General features: G+C 32.2%; 20 protein-coding genes. All 20 read left to right on the top strand.

Annotated features, from left to right (window positions below; all coding sequences use genetic code 11):
- Positions 1-153 precede the first annotated feature (153 nt).
- The 20 genes from galU (at position 154) to HNR53_RS20650 (ending at position 23,760) form a co-directional block, all read left to right on the top strand.
- Positions 154-1,041 carry a UTP--glucose-1-phosphate uridylyltransferase GalU gene (gene galU / locus HNR53_RS20745; RefSeq protein WP_184529696.1) on the top strand — a complete coding sequence of 296 codons (888 nt, stop codon included), beginning with the start codon at positions 154-156 and terminating at the stop codon, positions 1,039-1,041.
- Between the two features lie 195 nt (positions 1,042-1,236).
- The gene (locus tag HNR53_RS20740; protein WP_184529694.1) at positions 1,237-3,066 is read left to right on the top strand and encodes a polysaccharide biosynthesis protein; all 1,830 of its coding nucleotides are present in this window, start codon (positions 1,237-1,239) and stop codon (positions 3,064-3,066) included.
- A 309-nt stretch (positions 3,067-3,375) separates the two neighbouring features.
- Positions 3,376-4,056 carry a PIG-L deacetylase family protein gene (locus tag HNR53_RS20735; RefSeq protein ID WP_184529692.1) on the top strand — a complete coding sequence of 227 codons (681 nt, stop codon included), beginning with the start codon at positions 3,376-3,378 and terminating at the stop codon, positions 4,054-4,056.
- Between the two features lie 21 nt (positions 4,057-4,077).
- Positions 4,078-4,899 carry a formyltransferase family protein gene (locus HNR53_RS20730; RefSeq protein ID WP_184529690.1) on the top strand — a complete coding sequence of 274 codons (822 nt, stop codon included), beginning with the start codon at positions 4,078-4,080 and terminating at the stop codon, positions 4,897-4,899.
- Positions 4,900-4,901: 2 nt separating this feature from the next.
- Entirely contained in the window at positions 4,902-5,561 is a 660-nt protein-coding gene (locus HNR53_RS20725; RefSeq protein ID WP_184529687.1) for a sugar transferase, read from the top strand.
- Positions 5,558-6,430, top strand: coding sequence for an NAD-dependent epimerase/dehydratase family protein (locus tag HNR53_RS20720; RefSeq protein WP_184529685.1), 873 nt, complete (start codon positions 5,558-5,560; stop codon positions 6,428-6,430). Before HNR53_RS20725 ends, HNR53_RS20720 begins: the two co-directional genes overlap by 4 nt.
- Positions 6,431-6,435: 5 nt before the next feature.
- On the top strand, positions 6,436-7,671 hold the full coding sequence (locus HNR53_RS20715) for a glycosyltransferase family 4 protein (RefSeq protein ID WP_184529683.1): 1,236 nt from the start codon (positions 6,436-6,438) through the stop codon (positions 7,669-7,671).
- Positions 7,672-7,675: 4 nt separating this feature from the next.
- On the top strand, positions 7,676-8,713 hold the full coding sequence (locus HNR53_RS20710) for a polysaccharide biosynthesis protein (protein ID WP_184529681.1): 1,038 nt from the start codon (positions 7,676-7,678) through the stop codon (positions 8,711-8,713).
- Between the two features lie 16 nt (positions 8,714-8,729).
- Positions 8,730-9,839 (top strand): capsular polysaccharide biosynthesis protein CapF, encoded by a 1,110-nt coding sequence (locus HNR53_RS20705; protein WP_184529679.1) that lies wholly within the window; start codon positions 8,730-8,732, stop codon positions 9,837-9,839.
- A 4-nt stretch (positions 9,840-9,843) separates the two neighbouring features.
- Positions 9,844-10,971: a non-hydrolyzing UDP-N-acetylglucosamine 2-epimerase gene (wecB, locus tag HNR53_RS20700; RefSeq protein ID WP_184529677.1), complete on the top strand. Its 1,128-nt coding sequence runs from the start codon at positions 9,844-9,846 to the stop codon at positions 10,969-10,971.
- Between the two features lie 78 nt (positions 10,972-11,049).
- Entirely contained in the window at positions 11,050-11,736 is a 687-nt protein-coding gene (locus HNR53_RS20695; RefSeq protein WP_184529675.1) for an acyltransferase, read from the top strand.
- A 16-nt stretch (positions 11,737-11,752) separates the two neighbouring features.
- Entirely contained in the window at positions 11,753-12,838 is a 1,086-nt protein-coding gene (locus HNR53_RS20690; protein WP_184529673.1) for a glycosyltransferase, read from the top strand.
- 5 nt (positions 12,839-12,843) lie between these two features.
- Positions 12,844-14,004 (top strand): glycosyltransferase, encoded by a 1,161-nt coding sequence (locus tag HNR53_RS20685; protein ID WP_184529671.1) that lies wholly within the window; start codon positions 12,844-12,846, stop codon positions 14,002-14,004.
- Positions 13,991-15,385 (top strand): O-antigen ligase family protein, encoded by a 1,395-nt coding sequence (locus tag HNR53_RS20680; protein ID WP_184529669.1) that lies wholly within the window; start codon positions 13,991-13,993, stop codon positions 15,383-15,385. The genes HNR53_RS20685 and HNR53_RS20680 overlap by 14 nt, the downstream gene beginning before the upstream one ends.
- Before the next feature lie 491 nt (positions 15,386-15,876).
- Positions 15,877-17,091 carry a glycosyltransferase gene (locus HNR53_RS20675; protein WP_184529667.1) on the top strand — a complete coding sequence of 405 codons (1,215 nt, stop codon included), beginning with the start codon at positions 15,877-15,879 and terminating at the stop codon, positions 17,089-17,091.
- Positions 17,092-18,204 (top strand): glycosyltransferase, encoded by a 1,113-nt coding sequence (locus HNR53_RS20670; RefSeq protein ID WP_184529665.1) that lies wholly within the window; start codon positions 17,092-17,094, stop codon positions 18,202-18,204.
- 7 nt (positions 18,205-18,211) lie between these two features.
- Positions 18,212-19,312, top strand: a complete 1,101-nt coding sequence (locus tag HNR53_RS20665) for a glycosyltransferase (RefSeq protein ID WP_184529663.1) — start codon at positions 18,212-18,214, stop codon at positions 19,310-19,312.
- A gap of 155 nt (positions 19,313-19,467) precedes the next feature.
- Positions 19,468-20,703 (top strand): CDP-glycerol glycerophosphotransferase family protein, encoded by a 1,236-nt coding sequence (locus HNR53_RS20660; RefSeq protein WP_184529661.1) that lies wholly within the window; start codon positions 19,468-19,470, stop codon positions 20,701-20,703.
- Entirely contained in the window at positions 20,693-22,261 is a 1,569-nt protein-coding gene (locus HNR53_RS20655) for a lipopolysaccharide biosynthesis protein (RefSeq protein ID WP_184529659.1), read from the top strand. Before HNR53_RS20660 ends, HNR53_RS20655 begins: the two co-directional genes overlap by 11 nt.
- 125 nt (positions 22,262-22,386) lie before the next feature.
- On the top strand, positions 22,387-23,760 hold the full coding sequence (locus tag HNR53_RS20650) for a sugar phosphate nucleotidyltransferase (protein ID WP_184529657.1): 1,374 nt from the start codon (positions 22,387-22,389) through the stop codon (positions 23,758-23,760).
- Positions 23,761-23,886 lie beyond the last annotated feature (126 nt).

Genomic DNA, 23,886 nt, shown 5'->3' with positions numbered 1-23,886 from the left:
AATTATCTGTGTAGACTTTAACAGATTACCGTGTTAAATTTGTTTAATATTAACATAAATGGTTAATGAAGGGACGTACATGAAGTTATGTCCCTTCATTAATTATTTATTATTGAAATTCACATAGAACCTATTTGATTGGAGAGGACATAATTGAAAAAAGTAAGAAAGGCGATTATCCCGGCTGCCGGACTAGGTACCCGTTTCTTGCCGATTACCAAGGCGATGCCGAAGGAAATGCTGCCGATTGTCGACAAACCGACGATTCAATACATAGTCGAAGAGGCAGTTGCATCAGGGATTGAAGATATCATCATCGTAACAGGAAAAGGCAAGCGTGCGATTGAGGACCATTTTGATAACGCACCGGAGCTGGAACACAATTTAAGAGAAAAGGGAAAATTGGATTTGTTAGAAGAGGTTCAGTATTCTTCTAATCTGGCCAACATCCATTATATCCGCCAGAAGGATCCAAAGGGATTGGGACATGCGGTTTGGTGTGCGCGTCATTTTATCGGGGACGAGCCATTTGCTGTCTTGCTTGGCGATGATATTGTCCAAGCTGATACACCTTGTTTGAAGCAATTAATCGATCAATATGATGAAACACGTGCCTCTGTCATCGGGGTGCAGCAGGTAGGAGATAACGAGACGCACCGTTATGGCATTATTGATCCGTTAACAGCTGATGGCAGACGTTATCAGGTTAGCAATTTCGTAGAGAAGCCTGCTCCTGGAACGGCGCCTTCTAATCTGGCAATTATGGGCCGCTATATACTGACACCGGAGATTTTTATGTTTCTGGATAAACAGCAGACCGGTGCCGGTGGGGAAATTCAGTTGACGGATGCGATTCAGGGGTTGAATCAGATTCAGCGCGTGTTTGCTTATGATTTTGCAGGACGTCGGTATGATGTTGGGGAGAAGTTTGGTTTCTTGCAGACTACCTTAGAATTTGCTTTACAGAATGAGGAACTCCGGGGACCGTTGCTTGAGTTGATGGAAAAAATGCTGCAGAAGGAGTTAGTAATTAGGGATTAGTTGGTAGTTAGATGTTTTTTACCTATTTCCTAACCAACCAACTAAAAGCCAGTAACTAAAAAGTATTTAGCAGCTATTAATTAGGTGAACAGGTAATCGCCTCTTCGAGGCTAAAAGGCTTTTAAAAATCACCGCCTCTCACGAGGCTAAAGTCTTTTCCTAAACCCACTAACTAAAACGAAAGGAGGAGCTGTAATGGGATATAAAGGGAGAATGCAGCTGCTTGTTGCATTAGATTCAGCAATTGTATTGTTTTCTATTTTTGTAGTCTATTATATTTTGCATCCCTTTAATAATGTCTTTGACATGCCGATGATTTGGTTGAGTTCAATTTCCCTGCTTGTATGTCATCATCTTTTTGCTAGTATTTATCACTTATATCAAAAAGCATGGGAGTATGCCAGTGTCGGCGAGCTTATCGCCATTGTCAAAGCGGTAACATTTTCTGTTGTGACGACAGCTGTTGTCCAGCTGGTGGTCGATCAGGATATCTATTTTCGTGTCTTAGCCATTACTTGGATGATGCATTTAATCTTTATTGGCGGCTCTAGATTTTCGTGGCGCGTATTCCGTGATCATTATATTTCTACTGGCTCCAATAAGAAAAAAACATTAATTGTCGGTGCAGGATCAGCAGGAACAATGGTTGCCAGGCAGCTGTTGAAAAGCCCTGATGCCGAGCTATGCCCGGTTGCCTTTGTCGATGATGATTTTCATAAATGGAATCTGCAAATCTATAATTTGTATGTAAAAGGGGCGATCAAGGACATCCCGGAACTTGTGGAAAGTATGGCGATTGATAATATCGTAATTGCGATTCCGTCTTTAACGAAAAGCGAGTTAAAGAAGATTTATGAGCAATGTGCGAAAACAAAAGCAAAGACAAAAATCCTTCCCTTAATAGAGGATCTTGTTTCCGGTAAGGTATCGGTTAATCAGATTCGTGATGTTGAGGTGGAGGATTTGCTTGGCCGTGAACCGATTGAGTTGGATATGAGCTCAATTTCGAATAAGCTGACAGGAAAGACGGTTTTGGTAACTGGTGCCGGCGGTTCGATCGGTTCGGAAATCTGCCGCCAGATTTCGCGGTTTTCACCTGAGAGAGTACTGCTTCTTGGTCATGGGGAAAATAGTATTTATCAGATTGATATAGAATTGAGAAGGACGTACGGTGAAGAGTTTGAAATTTTTCCGATTATTGCGGATGTGCAGGATCGAAAGAGAATATTTGATGTAATGGCGCAGTACCGACCGGATGTGGTGTATCATGCGGCAGCGCATAAGCATGTGCCGTTGATGGAGTATAATCCAATGGAAGCGGTGAAGAATAATATCTTTGGTACGCGCAATGTGGCTGAGGCGGCAGACACCTTCGGTGTTAAAAATTTTGTTTTAATCTCTACTGATAAGGCTGTTAATCCTCCGAATGTGATGGGGGCGACGAAGAGGTTTACGGAGATGATTGTGCAAAATTTAGCGAAGGAGAGTAAGACGAAGTTTGTGGCTGTAAGATTTGGAAATGTGCTTGGGAGCCGCGGAAGTGTGATTCCGCTGTTTAAGAAGCAGATTCAGGCTGGTGGTCCTGTGACGGTTACGGATCCTGAAATTACACGATATTTTATGACGATTCCGGAAGCTTCACGCCTTGTGATTCAGGCTGGGGCGCTTGCCCGAGGCGGTGAGGTTTTTGTGCTGGATATGGGGGAACCGGTTAAGATTGTTGATTTGGCGAGAAACCTAATAACCCTTTCGGGTTATTCTATAGAAGAAATCGGGATCACCTTTTCTGGATTGCGCCCTGGAGAGAAGATGTATGAGGAGCTTCTTAACGAAAATGAAGTGCAAAAGAAGCAGGTGTTTCCGAAGATTTTCATTGGGAAGGCGGAGCCGATGGGGAAGGCGGAGCTTCATACGGTTATTGAGAGTTTGCCGGGTATGGGACCTGTTGAGTTGAAGGAGACTTTGGTTGGGATTGCTAATACGAAGTTTGGTGAGGTACACGATAGTCTTGTGAGTAGTATGTGAGAATTTGGGGGGATGTTGAATGGGGTATTTGATATCCTCCCGGTTTTTTATTATAGCGATGATTTTGGTCTAGTTAATTAAGAAGGAACTCGGTTATAGACCACTAGAAGCTTAATATTTAGCTTGTATTTGCTCGGCAGTTTGAATAGATGTTACGTGGTAGATATGTCTGTTAGATTAAATTTAGTGAGTTAGTAGTTGGTTGGATAAGTGTGTGTCCCAATTAAGTCCTAACCAACTAAATGCCGAATTAAGGGATAATTTACAGATTGCAAGAATTGAGAATAAAAATAAGTGAGGTTAAATTATATGTCGTATTTAGTTGTTGTTGCTCATCCAGATGATGAGGTATTAGGGGCAGGCGCTACAATGTACAAGCTTGCACGAGAAGGACATTCAGTAAATGTCTGCATTTTATCAGGGGAAGTGAATGCAAGAAATTATCGTCCCACTACTAATGAGCTTAATGAAGATGTGAACAGCTCCATGAATATATTAGGTGTGGATAGAGTAATTAAAGGTGATTTTCCAAATATCCAATTTAATACTGCAGAACATTTAAAACTTGTTCAGTTTATAGAGAGTGCAATTGTTGAGACAAAAGCCGATGTTATATTTACTCACCATCCTGCAGATTTGAATAATGACCATCTGCATACATCCCTTGCTTGTCAAGCTGCAGTAAGGTTGTTCCAAAGAAGAAATGATATAGCGCCTTTAAAAGAGCTACTTTTTATGGAAGTGCCATCGGCTACTGAGTGGGGATTAAATAAAGCAATGAATCAGTTTTCCCCAAATACATTTATTGAAGTTGGGGAAGTGAGTGTTGATAAAAAGTTAGAAGCTCTGGCACAGTATCGTGGTGTAATGCGAGATTATCCTCATCCCAGAAGTAGGGAAGTAATTAAAGGTCTTGCTGCATATCGTGGGGGACAGTCAGGAATGGTCTATGCAGAAGCCTTTGAGAGTGTATTCAGACGAGGGTTTTAAAATTTGCGAGGAGGATATAGCGTGAAGTTGAAAATAGCATTTGCAACTTGTGTTCAATTAGGGCTAAGTTGCATTGAAGAAATATATCGTATTGGTGGGAATCTAGATTTACTTATTACACTAAAAGATGAAAAAGCAAAGAATAAGTCTGGAAGAATCTATTTAGATGATATTGCAATTGAACATAATGCACCACTTTTGAAGATCGATAATATCAATGATCAAGAGGTTCTAAATGCTTTAAAAGAATACCAGATCGATTGGTTGTTCATTATTGGTTGGTCCCAGATTGCTAAGAAAGATGTGCTTAAAATACCGACGTATGGTTGTATTGGTATGCACCCTACTTTATTGCCAATTGGTAGAGGTAGAGCTCCAATACCATGGCCAATTATCAAAGGGTTAGAAGAAACTGGTGTAACTATGTTTAAGTTGGATGAAGGCGTAGATACCGGTGATATTATTGGTCAAGGTGTTATTAAACTGGATAAAAACACTACAGCAACAGAACTTTATCAAAAAGTTGATGAAATGCACATTACACTAATTTCAAAGTATTGGGATGATATCGTTAATAACAATATTACACTTGCGAAGCAAAATGAAGGTGAAGCCACTGAATGGCCGGGAAGAAAACCAGAAGATGGCGAGATTGTTGTCGGTATGACTATGGATGAAGCTGATAAATTAGTGCGAGCAGTCACACATCCATATCCAGGTGCCTTCTATAATAATGGCGATAAAACATATAGAATATGGTCTGCTAAGACAAATAAAGATGAAGGTGAAATTAAACTTAGGGATGGGTATTTGATTCCTATTGATTATGTGATAGAGGGTTAATCATGGAGGATAATAAATTTCAAAAAGCAATTAAACGTTTATTTGATATCGTTGTTTCATTAATAGTACTTATTCCATTTCTTCCGATATGGATTTTAATTGCAATTATTATCAAGGTTACATCTCCTGGTCCGGTGTTTTTCTTACAAAATAGACCAGGGTTAAATAAGAAAATCTTTAAAGTCTATAAATTTCGAACGATGAGACCGGGTTCAGAAAAAATGGTTAAAGGCCAAGAAGTAATGAAAGATGATGACCGTGTCACAGCCATTGGAAAGTTTCTAAGAAGAAGTAAAATAGATGAAATTCCTCAAGTATTAAATGTATTGAAAGGTGAAATGAGCCTTGTTGGTCCAAGACCCGAACGAGTAGCATCACTAGCTGATTATACTGGAGAAATTTCTAAAAGGCTTAATATGAATCCAGGTATGACAGGGTTAGCTCAAGTAAGCGGGAATATCTATCTTACCTTAGAGGAACGTTATAAGTTTGATGTTTATTATGTGGAGCATTACAGCTTGTGGCTTGATTTGAAGATTATTATTAGGACTATTGGTGTTGTATTATTTGGGGAAGATAAATATGTCAATAAGTGTTTAGTTGATATAAATTTAGGATCTACAAAAGCAGCAAGTACTAAAGAGGAGAATGTTTCACGATGAAAAAGATACTTATTACAGGAATAAATAGTTATATAGGTACCTCATTTCAAAAGTGGGTTTCACAATATCCTGATAAGTATTCTGTAGATGCTATTAGTGTAAGAGATGATCGTTGGAGGGAAAGATCATTTATTGACTATGATGTCATTTTTCATACTGCTGCTATTGTTCATGTTAAAGAAAACGATACGGATAAGTATTATAAGGTAAATAGAGATCTAACAGGAGAACTGGCTAAGAAAGCCAAAAAGGAAGGTGTGAAGCAATTCATATTTTTAAGTACTATGGGGGTTTATGGTACTGAGACAGGATATATTACTACAGATACTATTCCAGCACCCAAAACACCTTATGCTCAGTCAAAATATGAAGCAGAGCAGCTACTTTTAGAGATTAACTCTACTGATTTTCATGTAGCTATTCTCCGGCCACCAATTGTATACGGGAAAGGTTGTCCTGGAAACTATTCCAGACTAGCAAATATGGCTATAAAGCTACCCATTTTTCCTGAAATAGAAAACAAACGTAGCATGATATATATTGATAACTTATCAGAATTTATAAGATTATTAATAGAGAATAGGATTGGGGGGATATTATTCCCTCAAAACAACGATTATGTGAATACCAGTGAACTAGTGAGGCTTATTGCAAAAGTACAGGGTAAGGAAATCAAGACAACAAAGGTTTTTAATTGGGCTATTGCAATAGGCCTTAAACTGTCAGGTACTTTAAGGAAAGTATTTGGAACATTTGTTTATGATATAGGAATCTTAGAATGCTCTGGGACTAAAATAAATATGGAAAAAATAAACTATGAGGTTGTTTCATTCGAAGAGTCAATTATACGCACTGAAGGTAGGGAGTAAATGTAATGAAGAAAAGGAAAGATATTTTATTTTTATGTCAGTACTTTTATCCTGAATACGTTTCATCTGCTACACTACCTTTTGATACTGCATCGGCACTTAGTAAAGCTGGATTTACTGTTGGGGCAATATCTGGATATCCCAAAGAGTACAATCAATTTGATGAAGTACCATTGAAAGAGACTCATGAGAATATTGAAATAAAGAGATTAAAATATATTCAACTTAAACGTACAAACTTCATAGGTAGATTAATAAACTATTTTTCATTTACATTTTCAGTTGCTTTACGATTTTGGGACCTAAGAAAATATAAAGCAATTATTGTTTATTCAAATCCACCAGTTTTACCGTTAATTGCGGCGCTTGCTAATAAATTTTTTAATACAAAGGTAATATTTGTTAGTTATGATGTGTATCCTGAAATGGCCTATATTACAAACACTATTTTAGAGAATAGCATCATAAGCAAAATGATGAAAATTGTTAATAAAAGTATTTTTAAGCATGTAAATAAAGTGGTTGCTTTATCAAATGAAATGAAAGTCTACCTACTTAAACATAGATCATCGTTGTATGAACACCAAATTGAAGTAATCCCTAATTGGTATGAGGATAAGGGAGTGTCCAATAAAGTGGAGTCATCCAAGAATCCACTGTTCCGTTCAATTATAAAAGACGGGAATCTTATAGTTTCTTATTTTGGCAATATAGGAATATGCCAAGATCTCGATACTATTGCTGATGCTATACGGGAACTAAAAGGTGACAATAGAATTCAGTTTGTTTTTGCTGGACACGGAAATAAGATGAAGACATTAAAAAATATTGTAGAATCAGAGAATTTAAATTATGTTAGCATCTTTGATTTTCTGCATGGGCAAGATTTCCAAGATGCACTTAATATCAGCGATTGTTTCATCGTAAGCTTAGCGGATGGCTTAACTGGACTAGCTGTACCTAGCAAAACTTACAGTTATATGATGGCTAGCAAACCAGTCATTGCCATAATGGGTTTGGAATCAGATATAGCTAGAGATTTAACATATAATAATGCAGGATATGCTTTTGAAGTAGGAGACAGTAATAAATTAGTGAGTGCGATCAAAGAACTGCAAGATGATAAAGGTAAACGCGACTTGATGGGAAAAAATTGTAGAAATGTTTTCCTTGGAAAGTACACCAAGGAGATTTGCACTCAACAATATGTAAATATGATGAAAAAAATATTGGAGGTTTAATAATATGTTTAAAGATAAAACTTTATTAATAACTGGTGGAACAGGCTCTTTTGGAAATGCTGTTATGGAAAGGTTCTTAGAAAGTGATATAAAAGAGATTCGAATTTTTTCAAGGGATGAAAAAAAGCAAGATGATATGCGTAAATTATATAAAAATGATAAATTAAAGTTTTATATTGGTGATGTAAGGGATTTAGCCAGTGTAAAAAATGCAATGCATGGAGTTGATTACGTATTTCATGCTGCTGCCTTAAAGCAAGTACCATCTTGTGAATTCTTTCCTTTAGAAGCGGTGAAAACTAACATATTAGGAACTGATAATGTCTTAACAGCCGCTATTGATTATGGAGTAAAAAAGGTAATTTGCCTTTCGACAGATAAAGCTGCTTATCCAATTAATGCAATGGGAATATCAAAAGCTATGATGGAAAAGGTATTTGTTGCTAAATCTAAAACTGTTGATCCAGATAGAACTCTTATTTGTGGAACCAGATATGGTAATGTGATGGCTTCGCGTGGATCGGTTATCCCATTATTTATTGAACAAATTAAAAGTGGACAACCTTTAACAGTAACGGATCCTAATATGACAAGATTTCTTATGAGTTTAGCAGAAGCAGTAGAATTAGTAGTATTTGCATTTCAAAATGCAGAAGCAGGAGATATTATGGTTCAAAAATCTCCAGCAAGTACCATTGGTGATCTTGCTCAAGCTGTAAAAGAATTATTTAATGCGGATAATGAAATAAAAATTATTGGAACTCGCCATGGAGAAAAACGTTATGAAACACTTCTTACCAAAGAGGAATATGTAAAAGCAGAAGATTTACCTGGTTTCTATAAAGTTCCTTCCGATAAAAGAGAGCTTAACTACGATAAGTACTTTGCAGAAGGAGATCAAAAGCTTACTACTGTAGAGGAGTATAATTCGGATAATACACAAATCCTTACAATTGAACAAATTAAAGAAAAGTTACTTGAATTAGATTATGTGCAAAACGAATTAAAAGGATGGAATAAAAAGGTTCACGTTATGAATTAAAGGGTGGTATTGAGTAATGAATATTCTTGTTACAGGAGCAAAAGGGTTTGTAGGAAAAAATCTGATCGCGGAGCTTAAAAACAACGGGTATAGCGATATATTTGAGTTTACAAGGGAAAGTGACCCTTCACTACTTATGAAATATACAAAAGAATGTGATTTTGTCTTTCATTTAGCTGGGGTTAATAGACCAAAAGATGAAAAAGAATTTATGGAAGGGAATTTTGATTTAACTTCTCAATTACTTGAATTATTAAAGAAACATAATAATAAAGTCCCTGTGCTTCTAACTTCTTCTATTCAAGCAGAAAAGGATAACCCATACGGAAGAAGTAAGAAAGCTGGAGAGGATTTATTATTAAATTATTATTATGAGACTGATGCTAAGGTATATGTATATCGACTTCCAAATTTATTTGGTAAGTGGAGTAAACCAAACTATAATACAGTAGTAGCTACATTTTGTCATAATATAACTAAGGGCTTAGATATACAGATTAACAACCCTGAAGTAGAACTTAATCTTTGTTATATAGATGATGTATTAGAAGAGTTTATTAGGGCTCTAGAAGGAAGGCCAACTGTTCAGGATGATTTCTGTGTTGTACCTGTAACACATAATATTAAACTTGGGGATTTAGCGGACCTTATAAAGAGTTTTAAAGAAAGCAGAACAAATTTAAGTATCCCTAATATGGAGGATGCTCTAACTAAAAAGCTCTATAGTACTTACTTAAGTTTTTTACCAGAAGATCAATTTTCTTATGATCTTAAAATGAATTCCGATCATAGAGGCTCTTTTACAGAATTTATGAGAACACCTGAAAGAGGACAAGTTTCCATAAATGTATCAAAACCTGGGATTACAAAAGGAAACCATTGGCACCATACTAAAAATGAGAAATTTTTAGTTGTAAGTGGAGAAGGATTAATCCGCTTCAGAAAAATAGACTCTGAAGAAATTATTGAATATAGAGTAAGTGGGGAAAGGTTACGGGTCATAGATATTCCAACCGGATATACACATTCAATTGTAAACGTAGGGGAATGTGATCTCGTAACAGTAATGTGGGCAAATGAATGTTTTGATCCAGAAAGGCCTGATACTTACTTCTTGGAGGTATAATATAATGGAAAAATTAAAAGTCATGACAGTGGTCGGTACTAGACCGGAGATTATTAGACTGTCGGCTGTTATTAATAAACTAGAAGAGTCAAATGCTATTGAACATACTCTTGTTCATACTGGTCAAAATTATGATTACGAATTAAATGAAGTGTTTTTTAAGGATTTTAATTTAAAGAAACCTAATTATTTTCTAAATGCTGCTACAGGCACAGCTGTTGAAACAATCGGAAATATTTTAGTTAAGATTGATCCAATCTTACAAGATGTTAAGCCAGATGCGTTTTTAGTTCTGGGTGACACAAATAGCTGTTTAACTGCAATAGCTGCGAAGAGAAGACATATTCCAATCTTCCATATGGAAGCTGGAAATCGTTGCTTTGACCAAAGAGTCCCTGAAGAAACAAACAGAAAAATTGTCGATCATACGTCTGATATCAATTTAACCTATAGTGATATTGCGAGAGAATACCTTTTGAGAGAAGGCTTTCCTTCAGATCGAATCATTAAAACAGGAAGTCCAATGTTTGAGGTCCTGAATTCTAGAAAAGATGACATTGATAAATCCAATATTCTAGAGAGATTAGGTCTTGAGGAAGGGAAATATTTTGTAGTTTCTGCACATAGAGAAGAAAACATCAATTCAGAAACTAATTTTAAAGATTTAGTTGATAGCCTAAATGCGATATCTGTGAAATACAATATGCCTGTGATTATAAGTACTCATCCCAGAACTAGAAATATGATTAATGCTAAAGGGGTAGAGTTTAATCCTTTGGTAAAAACAATGAAGCCTTTAGGATTTAATGATTATGTGAAACTTCAAACTAAAGCTAAGGCTGTTCTAAGTGATAGTGGAACGATTAGTGAAGAGTCTTCAATTCTTGGGTTTAAGGCATTAAATATCAGACAAGCTCATGAAAGACCAGAGGCAATGGAAGAGGCGTCTGTAATGATGGTTGGACTAAAAAAGGAAAGAATATTACAAGGATTGGAGATTTTGGAAACACAGAGAAAGAGTACGTTAGGACTTGTAAGGGATTATAGTATGCCTAATGTTTCGGATAAAGTCATAAGGATTATACTGTCCTATACTGATTATGTAAACAGAGTTGTATGGGTAAAGAAATAAAAGGTTTAAAAAGTAATAAATAAGTTATCTCTCTAGATTCTAAAGAAATAAATATTTGTATAACGGGGAAAATATTTTATGGTGAATTCAAGAGCGAAAGGAATTATAAAAAAGAATCAACACTTTTTGCAGTTGACGAAAATAATATATAACTTAATTTTTCAACCGAAAAAAAATATAAAAGGTAAGGAAAATAAAATAAAGAACAATGGTGCATGGGCAAAAAATATAAAGGTTAAAATAATTGGTAATAATAATGAAATCATCTTTAAATCGAATAGTAATCTAAAGGACTTTAAAATATATATTAACGGAAACAATAATAGAATTATTATTCACGAAAATTCTTTTATAGAAAATGGAGAGTTCTTTATTGAGGATGACGGTAATGTCATTATTATTAATAGTAACAGTACTATATGTTTTGGATTTCATTTTGCATGCATTGAAGGGACAATTATTGAAATAGGTGAGGATTGCTTATTTTCATCAAATGTAACTATCCGTACGGGAGATAGTCATTCCATAGTTAATATGGATGGTGAGAGAATTAATAGAAGTAATAATGTTTCCATAGGAAATCATGTGTGGATAGGAAATGATTGTACTATTTTGAAGGGTTCTATCATTAAGGACAATACTATAGTAGGAACCCGTAGTTTAGTAAGTAAAAAGTTTAGTGAAACTGGGTTAATTATTACTGGAGTACCTGCTAAACGTATAAAATCTGGAGTTAATTGGGATAAACAAAGGATACCATATTAGAGTGGAGAAGAATAAAATGAGAATTGCATTAGTTAATTTAGTATCCGTGGACGGTGGTGGATTAGCTGTATTAAAGGACTTTTATGAGTATTTAAAGGAAAATAAGGAGAATAAAATTAAATGGCTATTTATTGTTTCAAATCAGCAACTAGAATCAACTGAAAACATCCAGGTAATTAATCTATCTAAAACGAAAATGAATGTTTTTGGTAGGGCGTATGCTGAAATGAAAAGGATCCCTAGCATTTTAAAGCAATATAAGCCAAATGTAGTATTATCAATGCAGAATACTACTCTTAGATACAAAAATGCTGTACAAATGATATATATGCATCAATCACTACCTTTCCAAAAGGAATATAATTTTTCTATTTTTAGACGTGGTGAATTTGACTGTGCAATTAGACAATATATTTTGGGCTATTTTATAAAAAAGTCTTTAAAGAAAGCAAAATGTATTTTTGTACAGACAGAATGGATAAAAAGTGCAGTAAAACAATATATAGAATCCAATAGTAAGGTTGTAAAAGTTGGGTATAATCTCCCGGAATTTAACAACAGAGTACAGCATGACAGGAAAATATCTAATAAATTTTTCTATCCGGCTGGCCCTGCAATATATAAGAATTTTATCTTACTTGATAAAGCTGTTAATTCTTTAGAAAGTCAAGGATATAACAATTTTAAAATATTTTTAACAATAACTAAAGAGGAATATATTAGAGCCACAAATATAAAAGGCCCAATATCTAATAAGTTTGTTTTTTTAGGGAGGATTCCTTATAAAAGAGTGTGTAATTTATATAATGAAAGTATTGTAGTTTTCCCATCATATATTGAGTCATTAGGTTTGCCATTAATTGAAGCAATGGCAAATAACTGCTTTATATTGGCTTCGAACTGTGAGTTCTCAAAGGAAGTGTTAGGGAATTATGACAATGCACTTTATTTTAATCCTTTTAAAGAAGAGGAAATTATTAATTGCATGATAAAAGTTTTAAATGGAAATGTAACCATAATACCTAGTGCTAAAGTAATAAAAAATGAAGGGAATTGTTGGGGGAAAATGATGTTAGAAATTAAAAATTTAGGAGGGAGATAAAATAAATGAATATTGCGTTTGTTGGTACACTTGTGAATCCAGAGATTATAATGAAATATTCAGGTGGATCAATAGCCGGTAATAAGTACCAGTTTGGTATAACGAGTCAGCTAGGGAAAAACAATAAATTGAACAAGTTTATTATACTCCCTTATGCATCATTTCCAAGGACTAAGAAAATTTTCATTAGTAGTAGGTATCTGGAAAATAAATATAGAGATGGGTATGTTGTTCCCTATTTAAATATTTTTGGACTTAAGCAAATTTTGTGCAGCATAAATTTAACTCTAATGCTAGGGAAATGGGCATTAAAAACTCGGAAAGAGAAAAATAGGGTCATACTTATCTATAATACAATGTCTTTTATGTGTATACCGGTCTTGTTAATAAGCACTTTCTTTAATATAAAAAAGGTTGCGATTATCGCTGATTTACCTCCTAAATTTCAAGATAAATTTTCTGATAAATTAGAAGCGAAATTTGAAATTAATTCAATTAAAAAATTTAATGGAATTGTACAGATTACTAAACACATTGTCGATGACTTTGCACCTGGTATGCAAAATATAATAATCGAAGGGGGGGGTTTTGGGAGTAAAAGTAATTTATTAAAAGTTAATAGAAATAATAAAATAATACTGTATACTGGAGCATTAGATGATAATTCGGGGATTGAAATTTTACTAGAATCTTTTAAAAGGTTGAAGGACGAAGATGCTAGGTTAATAATAGCCGGTAAAGGGAAATTTGAGGGGCTTGTAAGCAGTTATGAAAGAAGTGACAATAGAATAAATTATTTGGGTTATATAACAAATGAAGAAGCTGTAAACTTACAGAATGAGGCCAATATTCTAGTTTGCCCGAGAATTCCTGATGGTTATGTTACAAAATATACGTTTCCTTCGAAAATAATGGAATATTTACTAACTGGAAATAAAGTAATATGTTTCTCACTCGAAGGGATACCGAAAGAATATAATGAATATATAATTTTTCCAAAAGAAAATTCTATTTTGGGTTTATTAGAAGTAATGGCAAATACACTTTCATTACCACATCAAATTAATCAAAAACAGATAGAATTTATCAAAAAAAAATGTTGGGAGAATAATTCAAAAAATGTTCTAGATTTTCTGGAAGGAATAGTTGAAAATGATGAGCAATGAAAAAACAAAGGAGCTAAAGGGAAATTATAGAGAGAATCCCTTAGATGCATTAATTTTAATATTAGCAATTATATGCCCTTTATTTGTTAATCAAAACATTTTAATAGACATAGGCATTTCAACTATTTTATGTTTTGCAATGCTTTATTTCTTAACCAAGGATAAATTTATACTATTATTACCTATTTTTATTTTGTATTCTCCAAGATTATTTTTATATCCCGGTGGAGTATCTTTAGTAAATATTTATGCAGTTCTATTTTGCATTAGAGTATTAATATTTAAAATAAATTTTAAAAGTCATCTATCAAAAAATCTAATAACAATTTTATTTTTATATGGATTTATTGTAATAGCTTATTATACATCTTTTTATGACTTCATAATACTTTGTTTAGGATTAATAGCTTTTGTTACTGCACTTGCAGAAATAAATAATTCCGATAATGAAAAATTGAAGATGCATTTTATTAGAATATATATATTTATGTGTTTTAGTGCTTCCTTTTATGGTCTAATTAATCAAAATATAAGAGTGGCATTTGATGACTCTTTAAGTTCAATTAATCTCATGGCTCGCTATAGTGGTACTCAAAATGATCCTAACTATATGGCAATGTTTTTATGCATAGGTTTTTGTTTTATGTTGTCAATAAATATGAAAAATAAAATACTGAAATGCTTACTAGTGATTACACTTTTTATTATGATTTCATTTACTGGAAGTATGACAGGACTTCTTTGTTGTTTATTAGCATTATATATATATATTGTTTTTAATAAGAAAATAAGTTGGGTTAAAAGAATTACTATACTTCTAATCCTATTTTTAGGGATGCTTGGATTTATTTATTTTGTAATGAACTCATCAAGTACCTTATCACTGTTTAAGGTATATAGCTTTCGAATCGAAGGAGTTCTAAATGCTTTGTTCAGTAATGATGTTTCAACAGCGACATCAGGAAGAAGTAATATTCAAGAACGTTATTTAGAATTCTATTATAATCAAAGCATTTTTAGACAATTATTTGGTGGTTTTTGTATTAATGGATATACATTAAAAGGTCTGCCTTTCACTAATATTGGTGCTGCGGCTCATAGCACATATATCGATATTTTAATGACTACAGGAGCTTTAGGATTTGTTATATTTATAGGAGCCGTAATTAGCTCTTTACGATATAGTTTCAGAAGAAATAGAGGGATTTCAGATAAACATGGACTACCTATACTTACAGCTAAATTGATTTGGTTAATATTTGCATCCAGTATAAGTATATTTCCAAGTTGGACATATTTTATTATTTTATTTCTTAACTTTCAGCCTGAAAAAAAATCCTTAGGTAAGGAAATAATCATAAAAAAAGCGACAAATAATTAATGACTTTATTTTGTAATTGAATTTTATTCTTGTAGAACCGCTTTCTTGGACAAAACAAGAAGCTCTAGTCACGGACTTATAGAGCCAATTTCAAGATTAGAGAAAATCAAGCCACAGCGGAGTTGTTTACGTTTTGACTTTAGAGACCGATATTTAGCAGACAGTGGACGGGGAAGGGTGTAACAGTTGGATGTATAGAATCTTGTTTTCGTGTTTACTTTTATTCTAGCGAACTTTAAAGCCTTATTATTGCTAACTTTTTTTACATTGACAAAGGCAAAGTAAATGGAAGTTGATAGGGGAAGTGGTTCCTATTGAGATGATGACTCATTTTAACTATTACAATTGTTTTGATCAACTAAAATTAACATATGAATTATAAATAAAAATCTTTGTTTACAATATGTAAATAGGAAAAATTATATCGGGTATTATTTTATTACCCGATTGTTTAATTTGCGAAATTATAAGTCAATTAGCGGAGGTCCATAATGAAAAAAATAGCAATTATAACTGGTGATATATCAATGGGGGGTACAGGGAAAAGTTTAATTGCTTTTATAAATAAATGTTTGGTGGATTATGAAGCTAAATGGATTGATGTATATACATTTAGTTGTGAAGGAAACCTTATGCAACTAATTTCCAACGATGTAAATGTATATGAAATTAGTTCAAAATTTAAAGGAATAAAAAACAGAAGGATTCGAAGAATTATAGAAATGATATACTCTTTAGAGTTTTACTATAGTATTAAGGGAAGAATAAAAAGAAAGCTTTTTCGTGGTGCATGTACGGTGAATAGTATAATGAGAGATAGCCAATTATATTCTATTAAGCATTCTAAAGTTTACGAGAGAATAAATAAGGAATATGATGTAGCTATTTCTTGGACAGAACTGTTACCCATGTACTTCCTTGCTAACAAAGTTAAATCTAAAATGAAGTTAGCTTGGATTCACCCAAATTATAATGAAGCATGCTTTGATAAAAATATAGATTCTCCCTATTTTAAAGGGTTTGATTTTATTGTAACTGTAAGTAATTTCAATAAAAAAACATTGGCAGAAAGATTTCCAATTTATAAAGATAAAATACTAACAGTTTATAATATTTTCGACGAGGAAAAGATAATAAAAGATTCATTAGAGAAAATAGAGGAAGAGTCATTGTTTAAAAATAATACTTTTAAATTTGTCACTGTATGTCGAATTCACGATCAATCCAAAGCAATATTTAGGATGATAGAGATTTGTAAAAGTTTAAAGTCTCGCGGTTTTAAATTCACTTGGTATATAATAGGTGATGGTCCTGATAAGGATATTGCTAAAAAAAGGATTTTAGAAAATGATTTACAGGACTATGTGTACTTGTTAGGGGAAAAAAATAATCCATATAAATATGTTAGAAAATCTAACTTGTTTGTACTTCAATCATATTATGAGGGTAAACCAATGGCTGTAGATGAGGCATTAATTTTAGGTAAACCTGTGTTAGTAACAAATTATGTATCTGCATTGGAACAAGTAGTCAATAATAAAAATGGTATTATTGTAGAAAATAATAAAGTGGATATTCTTAATAAGTTAAGTAAGATACTTGATAATCCTTTATTAATTTCACAGATTGAAAATAATATAAAACAAAAACAAATAAAAGGTAAAGACGACATATTTCAAATAGAAAAATTAATAAGGATGAAATAAATGAAAAGAGCATTAATTATTAGCATTAAGACTGCCCCCGGTTTACCCAAAGAATTCTTTTTAATTGGTAATCATCTAAAATCACTTGGTTATAATGTGGAATACCTATTGAATTTTGAATATGATAGGTTCATTCTTCCCCAAATAAAAGAAGATAATGTAATACATTTTGTAAAGATGTCAAATAATATGGTTAGATCTTATTTCATAGAGTGGAAAAATATTCGTCAAGAAATTATAAGAAAATGTGGAAGAGCAATATATGATTATATATGTATTTATAACCCACATCCGTTATGCCATAGACTAATGGAGTTTTTTTATAAAAAAAACCCTAAATCTATTCGTTCAGTTGTATTACATGAACCATATGTTCCTTTTAAAGAAAGATACCTCTATGGATTAAGCGGATATATAAAAATATTGTTTTTAGATTATTTTTCACAATTACTTCTTAGGAATTGTACCGATGTAATATTACCATCAAAGCAAGCAGAAAAGCTTTATCAAATGATGCCATATAAAAGGCAGAAATTAAGGACACATATCGTCCCCCTATTATTAACCTCTGAGGAAGAAAGAGAGCGGAAGATTAGGGACAATAAATACATTGCCTTTGTTGGAACGATTAATAAAGCAAGGGATATTAAGGGGTTGTTATTAATTGCAGATAAGATTTATCAGAAGTGGCCAAATATAAAATTTCGTATATTAACTAGACAGAATATAAATATCAAATCTAAAAATATAGAGGTAATAAAAAAGGATTTTATTTTAGATGATGAAATAAGTAATTTTGTTCAGGATTCATTAGCTTTATTTTTAACCCATACAGTTGCAGCTCAAAGTGGTAATGTCCCAGTTGCTTATAGGGTGGGAACTCCAATTATTTGTTTTAACGTAGAAGGTATTACTCAACATATTGATTTCGGAAAAACTGGTTATATTATTGACAAAGATAATATAGAATTGGATTTTAACCGAGCAATTGAGTATTTGATTAATCATGAAGATGAAATGAGAGCAAACTGTATAGCCTATTTTGAAACTGTATTTAGTCAAAAAAATATATCAAAATTATATGAATGGTTAGAAGATAAAAAGGAGCAATGAAGAAAATATGAATATATTATTCCTCTCTATGCATCCCGCACCATATAGAGATCCTGTATTAAAATATGCAAAGGGAGTATTAAAAGAACAAATGGATATTATAACCTTATATCCAAATCAAACAACACATACTGAATGGAAACTAAAACTTAAAGAATATGAAGATATACAGATGACAAAAAATAAAAAGGTATTTAGAAAATTTGAATTTCACCCTCAAATTTTTTCAGTATTAAGAAAAAGGAAGTATGATATTGCATTTATTCAGGGATATATGCCGCTAACTTCTATGTTTGTTTATATATATATGAAACTCAAAAAGAGGAAAATTATATATTGTGTAGATACCGCACTAAATCGATTTGGTTCATATAAGTTTAGATATATAAATTATTTAATGGCAAAAAATGCTGATGCATTGTGGGTACCAGGGACAGCATCAAAATTATTGTGGACTTTAAAGGATATACCAAGTAATAAAATTTTTGAGGGATTATATACGCTTGATTGGGAAAAAATTAAAAAAACTAACAATATCGACCAGAAAAATCAAATAATTGAAATGACATCAAATAAATATACCTATCTATTTATTGGAAACTTTATTGAAAGTCGAAATGTATTAAATCTACTTGAGGCCTATTCAGCTGTCTGTACTAAGGAAACTGCTTTGATATTAATTGGGAAGGGGGAACAGTTCCAAGAAGTAAATGATTACTTAGAGGCTCATCCGACGGAGAATATATATTTAATTCCTGGTTTACCTTTTGATGAAATTCATCAATTTTATTTGAATGCAGATGCATATGTCCACCCTGGTATGGAGCCATACTCCGTTGCAGTTCAAGAGGCTGTATTTGCAGGACTCCCAGTTATTTGTACAAAAGAAGTTGGTGCATCCCTGGATTTTGTAAGGGAAGGAATCAATGGATTAGTAATTGAAAATAATGATATAGAGAAATTAAAAAAAGCGCTAATTAAGGTTCAGAATATTAAACCGGAAAAAACAATTGTTTCAGATATTATTCAAGAGCGTGGAATTGATTTTGCAAAAAAGCAATTTAATTCGTTATTAGAATTTATCTTATCAAATAAAAAGGAAAAGTAAATATTTAAAATGATGTTAATAAGCTTTATTTTGAAAATTTAGGACCACTGTAAGGAAATCAAATTTTAAATTGTAAAAGAGCTACTAGGAAACAGTTCACAAAAGCGAGAATCAGCGGAAAAGGCTGCTTTTTTTGTTATAAGAGGTGTTAAACTTTGGAAATTAGAAAATTAACTTTTGAGCAAGCCTATAAAGGAATTAAAAGGAGAATTCACTTTATATTACAAATATTTATAGAATCAATAAAATATTTAGTTGCCATACTCTGTTCTATTATTTTTATCAAAAAAAATAGATCTTATTGGATTATTTCTGAGAGGGGAACAGATGCAAGAGATAATGGATACCATTTATTTAAATTTATTAGAAAAAATTATCCTGATATTGATATACGTTATATTATTTCAGCTAAATCTGCAGACACTGACAAGGTCAAAAATTTAGGTAGAGTCATTAAATATCGATCCTTTCAACACTATTTATCTATGTATAATTCATCTATTAAGATTAGTACTCACATTATGGGGTATTCTCCTAATATTGATGTATTTTCTTTATTTGATAAGTTAGGAATAATAAAGGGAAAGAAAGTGTTTTTGCAACATGGTGTAATTAAAGATAATTTATTCGGGCTGTATAATTCCAATGTTAAATTAGATTTATTTATTTGTAGCGCAAAGAGAGAATATGAAACTGTTTTGGAAAACTATGGTCATCCTAAAGGGGTGGTAAAGTGTTTAGGGCTTCCACGTTTTGATAATCTAAATATAATACAGCCAAAAAAGAGTATACTGGTGATGCCCACTTGGAGGGTTTGGCTGAAAAGTTTGTCGAGCTCCGAAGAATTTATTGAATCTGAATACTATAAAACATATATAAACCTACTAGCAAACGAAGAACTAAAGAGATTACTTGAAAAAGAAGATTATAACCTAGTCTTTTATCCACATTATGAAATGCAGAAGTATATTGATAAATTTTACAGTAATAATAGTAGAATAGGGATTGCAAGTTTTAATGACTATGATGTTCAAGAGCTTTTAAATGAATCTGCTATTTTAATTACAGACTATTCAAGTGTTTTTTTTGATTTTGCTTATATGGAAAGACCTGTAGTTTATTATCAATTTGATTCTCCTAAATTTATTAAGAATCATTACGCACAATCATATTTTGATTATTCAACTGATGGTTTCGGACCAGTCGTTGATAATGAAAAATTACTTATACAAGAACTTAGTCGATTAATTGTAACTAATGAGGGGAAAATTGAAAATAAATACCTTTTTAGAATTAATAAGTTTTTCAACTTGAGAGATAGAGGAAATTGTATGCGTGTCTTTAATGCAATTAAAAGTCTAGAAAATACTGGAGTAAGTGATGAACAATAGCGGCAGAGTTGGAAAGACAATAAAAAATGTCAGTTGGACTATTATTGCACAGTTTCTAACCTATTTTGTGAGCTTCTTTTATAGGACTGTGTTTATATATTATTTAGGAATAGAATATTTGGGGGCTCAAGGTTTATTTAGTAATATATTAAATTTATTATCATTTGCAGAATTAGGCATAGGTAATGCAATCATTTTTAGCCTATATAAACCATTGTCAGAGAAGGATTATATCAAGGTAAATGCCCTATTACACATATATAAAAAATTATATTTTAATATTGGATGTTTTGTGGGTGTAACAGGCATTTTGATTACACCTTTTTTGGATTTTTTTATTAAGGGCGATGTTAATTTTCCAAATAAAGAATTAATTTATATTTTACTTGTATTAGATACAGCAAGCACTTATTTCTTTGCGTATAAAAAATCTTTATATAGTGCAGACCAAAAGGAGTATAAAAATACACTTATACTGTCTCTCTTTTCTATAATATCCACTATTATTCAGATAATAATATTAATTCTAACTAAGAACTTTATATTTACGTTAATAATAAAAGTAGTATTTACAATATTAGCAAATGCATCTATATCATATAAAGTTAATAAAGAGTATAGTGTAGTTTTTAAAGAGAAATTAACGGAAAAACTTATTAAGGGTTTAAAGGTTGAATTATTTAAAAAAATAAGAGCATTATTATACCATAAATTTGGCTCACTTGCAGTAAACTCTACTGATAATCTATTGATTTCGATTTATTTTGGACTAAGTTCAGTAGGAATATATTCAAACTATTTATTATTGATAGGATTGGTGAAGGCATTTCTAACTCAATTTACACAGTCTGTCTCTGCTAGTATTGGGAATCTTACGGCGACTGAAACCCCTGAATATGCTAAACAAAGATTTAAATTATTAGAGTTTATAAATTTTTGGGCCTATTTCTTCACAACTGTTTGTATATATGTTTTAATAAATCCCTTTATTCAATTATGGATAGGTGAAAAATATCTATTCAGTCCGTTTTTGGTAACAATACTAGTTACAATCTTTTATATAACTGGGATGAGACAGAATATATTATCCTTTAGAAATGCCTTGGGTTTATTTTGGAACGATCGATACAAACCTTTAATAGAAGCTTTTATCAATTTATTTGCCTCGATAATATTATTAAAATATTTAGGAATAGCTGGTGTGTTTATAGGAACGGTGATCAGTGCAGTTACAACATCATTATGGATTGAACCTTATATATTATATAGGAACTATTTTAAGGAAGGTATCAAAAATTACTTTGTTACCTATGTATTCAGGGTATTCATTACCGTTATAAGTTGTTGGTTCCTTAATTTTATATCAAACTTTGTTTTTTATGATAATTGGCAGAGTTTTATTCTTTTGACTACTATTTGTATTCTAATAACAAACACTATATTTATTTTACTTCATGCAAAAACTAGTGAATATCAAAAATGCTATAATATTTTTAAATCAATCTTCGGAGAACTGTCTTTCAAGAAGTTGCCTATATTTAAAAGATTCTTAAGGTAAAGATATTAATAGTTTTTTAAGAATCGATGAAAAATAGGTTGCTGACTAAATAGTTTTCAAAAAGCAGATAAAATGGTAAACCAAAAATTAATAAAAATATTATAGAAAAATAGAGGAGTGGACAAATGAAACTTGTATTGCTTTCAGGTGGTTCTGGTAAGCGCCTTTGGCCTTTATCTAATGATTCTAGATCCAAGCAATTTTTAAAAGTTCTGGAAGATAATAACGGTAATTTAGAATCGATGGTTCAAAGAGTTTGGAGGCAGTTAGAAAAATTAGATTTAAATGAATCGACTATAATAGCAACTAGTAAATCCCAAGTAGATATGATTCAGAGTCAACTAGGAAAAACTATTCCAATAATTGTAGAACCTGAACGTCGAGATACATTTCCTGCTATTGCTTTGGCTGCTACTTATCTTTACTCCGTAAAAGGGAGTAATTTAGAAGAAGTGGTTGGGGTCTTACCGGTTGACCCTTATGTTAATATTAGCTTTTTTGAAAGAATAAAAGACTTAGAGGCAACATTAAAAAAGTCTAAAGCTAATCTAGCATTGATGGGAGTTAAACCCACATTTCCTTCAGAAAAGTATGGTTATATAGTCCCGGTTCAAAATAACGAAAATGAATATATTCAAGTAAGTTGTTTTAAAGAAAAACCATCAGAAGCTGATGCAAATAAATTAATAGCTCAAAATGCTTTATGGAATTGTGGAGTATTTGCTTTTAAACTTGAATATGTACTTTCTTTATTAGTTGATAAAGGTTTACCTATTCAATATGTAGAGTTGATGAAACAGTATCAGAATCTTGAAAAAATCAGTTTTGATTACGCAGTTGTCGAGAAGGCAGAAAAAATTATTGCTCTTTCATACAGCGGAAGTTGGAAAGATCTTGGAACATGGAATACGTTAACAGAAGAAATGGGTACAAAACAAATCGGAAAAGGGATAATTAGCGGAGATTCAACTAATACTCATTTAATCAATGAGTTAGATATCCCTGTAACTATTTTAGGTATTAAGGATGCAGTTATTGCAGCAAGTCCTGATGGGATTCTAGTTACTGATAAGTCTGAAAGTCCCAGAGTAAAGGAGATTCTAAAGGGAATTGTTCAACGGCCAATGTATGAAGAACGTCGTTGGGGTTGGTATAGAGTCCTTGATCATACAAAATTTAAAGGAGGAAATGAAGTCCTAACAAAGAGAATTAGTGTAAAGGCAGAGAAGAATTTAAGCTATCAAAAACATTATGCAAGAAGTGAGGTTTGGACAATTATTAAAGGTGAAGGTCTATTTGCATTAAATGATGAAATACGCACAGTTAGACCTGGTGATGTATTAGTTATACCTGCTGAAGCGAAACATGCTATTAAAGCTATTACTGATTTGGAACTTATTGAAGTTCAGGCTGGCTCACAACTTATTGAAGAAGATATAGTTCGAATTTTTATGACATGGGAAGAAGTAGAAGAACATTGTAAGTCATTAGTGAAATAATATATTAGTATTGGAAAAAGATCTTGATCTTGGTGCCTGTGGTCAAGACCCCGATAAATGGACATTTATTAAATACGACAATTAACCATTTTTTGGTTTAAAGTTATGCAGACCAAGTAAAGTGTA

This window comes from Bacillus benzoevorans (assembly GCF_014207535.1).
Lineage (GTDB): Bacteria > Bacillota > Bacilli > Bacillales > Cytobacillaceae > Bacillus_BD > Bacillus_BD benzoevorans.
The sequence above is the reverse complement of the archived record's forward strand: the minus strand, read 5'-3'. Positions and strand labels throughout refer to the sequence as shown.

Bases quoted from the DNA above. Each gene is read 5' to 3' on its own strand.
- HNR53_RS20740 (WP_184529694.1), top strand. From the start codon at position 1,237: ATGGGATATAAAGGGAGAATGCAGCTGCTTGTTGCATTAGATTCAGCA.
- HNR53_RS20735 (WP_184529692.1), top strand. From the start codon at position 3,376: ATGTCGTATTTAGTTGTTGTTGCTCATCCAGATGATGAGGTATTAGGG.
- HNR53_RS20725 (WP_184529687.1), top strand. From the start codon at position 4,902: ATGGAGGATAATAAATTTCAAAAAGCAATTAAACGTTTATTTGATATC.
- HNR53_RS20720 (WP_184529685.1), top strand. From the start codon at position 5,558: ATGAAAAAGATACTTATTACAGGAATAAATAGTTATATAGGTACCTCA.
- HNR53_RS20715 (WP_184529683.1), top strand. From the start codon at position 6,436: ATGAAGAAAAGGAAAGATATTTTATTTTTATGTCAGTACTTTTATCCT.
- HNR53_RS20710 (WP_184529681.1), top strand. From the start codon at position 7,676: ATGTTTAAAGATAAAACTTTATTAATAACTGGTGGAACAGGCTCTTTT.
- HNR53_RS20705 (WP_184529679.1), top strand. From the start codon at position 8,730: ATGAATATTCTTGTTACAGGAGCAAAAGGGTTTGTAGGAAAAAATCTG.
- wecB (WP_184529677.1), top strand. From the start codon at position 9,844: ATGGAAAAATTAAAAGTCATGACAGTGGTCGGTACTAGACCGGAGATT.
- HNR53_RS20695 (WP_184529675.1), top strand. From the start codon at position 11,050: ATGGTGAATTCAAGAGCGAAAGGAATTATAAAAAAGAATCAACACTTT.
- HNR53_RS20690 (WP_184529673.1), top strand. From the start codon at position 11,753: ATGAGAATTGCATTAGTTAATTTAGTATCCGTGGACGGTGGTGGATTA.
- HNR53_RS20685 (WP_184529671.1), top strand. From the start codon at position 12,844: ATGAATATTGCGTTTGTTGGTACACTTGTGAATCCAGAGATTATAATG.
- HNR53_RS20680 (WP_184529669.1), top strand. From the start codon at position 13,991: ATGATGAGCAATGAAAAAACAAAGGAGCTAAAGGGAAATTATAGAGAG.
- HNR53_RS20675 (WP_184529667.1), top strand. From the start codon at position 15,877: ATGAAAAAAATAGCAATTATAACTGGTGATATATCAATGGGGGGTACA.
- HNR53_RS20670 (WP_184529665.1), top strand. From the start codon at position 17,092: ATGAAAAGAGCATTAATTATTAGCATTAAGACTGCCCCCGGTTTACCC.
- HNR53_RS20665 (WP_184529663.1), top strand. From the start codon at position 18,212: ATGAATATATTATTCCTCTCTATGCATCCCGCACCATATAGAGATCCT.
- HNR53_RS20655 (WP_184529659.1), top strand. From the start codon at position 20,693: ATGAACAATAGCGGCAGAGTTGGAAAGACAATAAAAAATGTCAGTTGG.
- HNR53_RS20650 (WP_184529657.1), top strand. From the start codon at position 22,387: ATGAAACTTGTATTGCTTTCAGGTGGTTCTGGTAAGCGCCTTTGGCCT.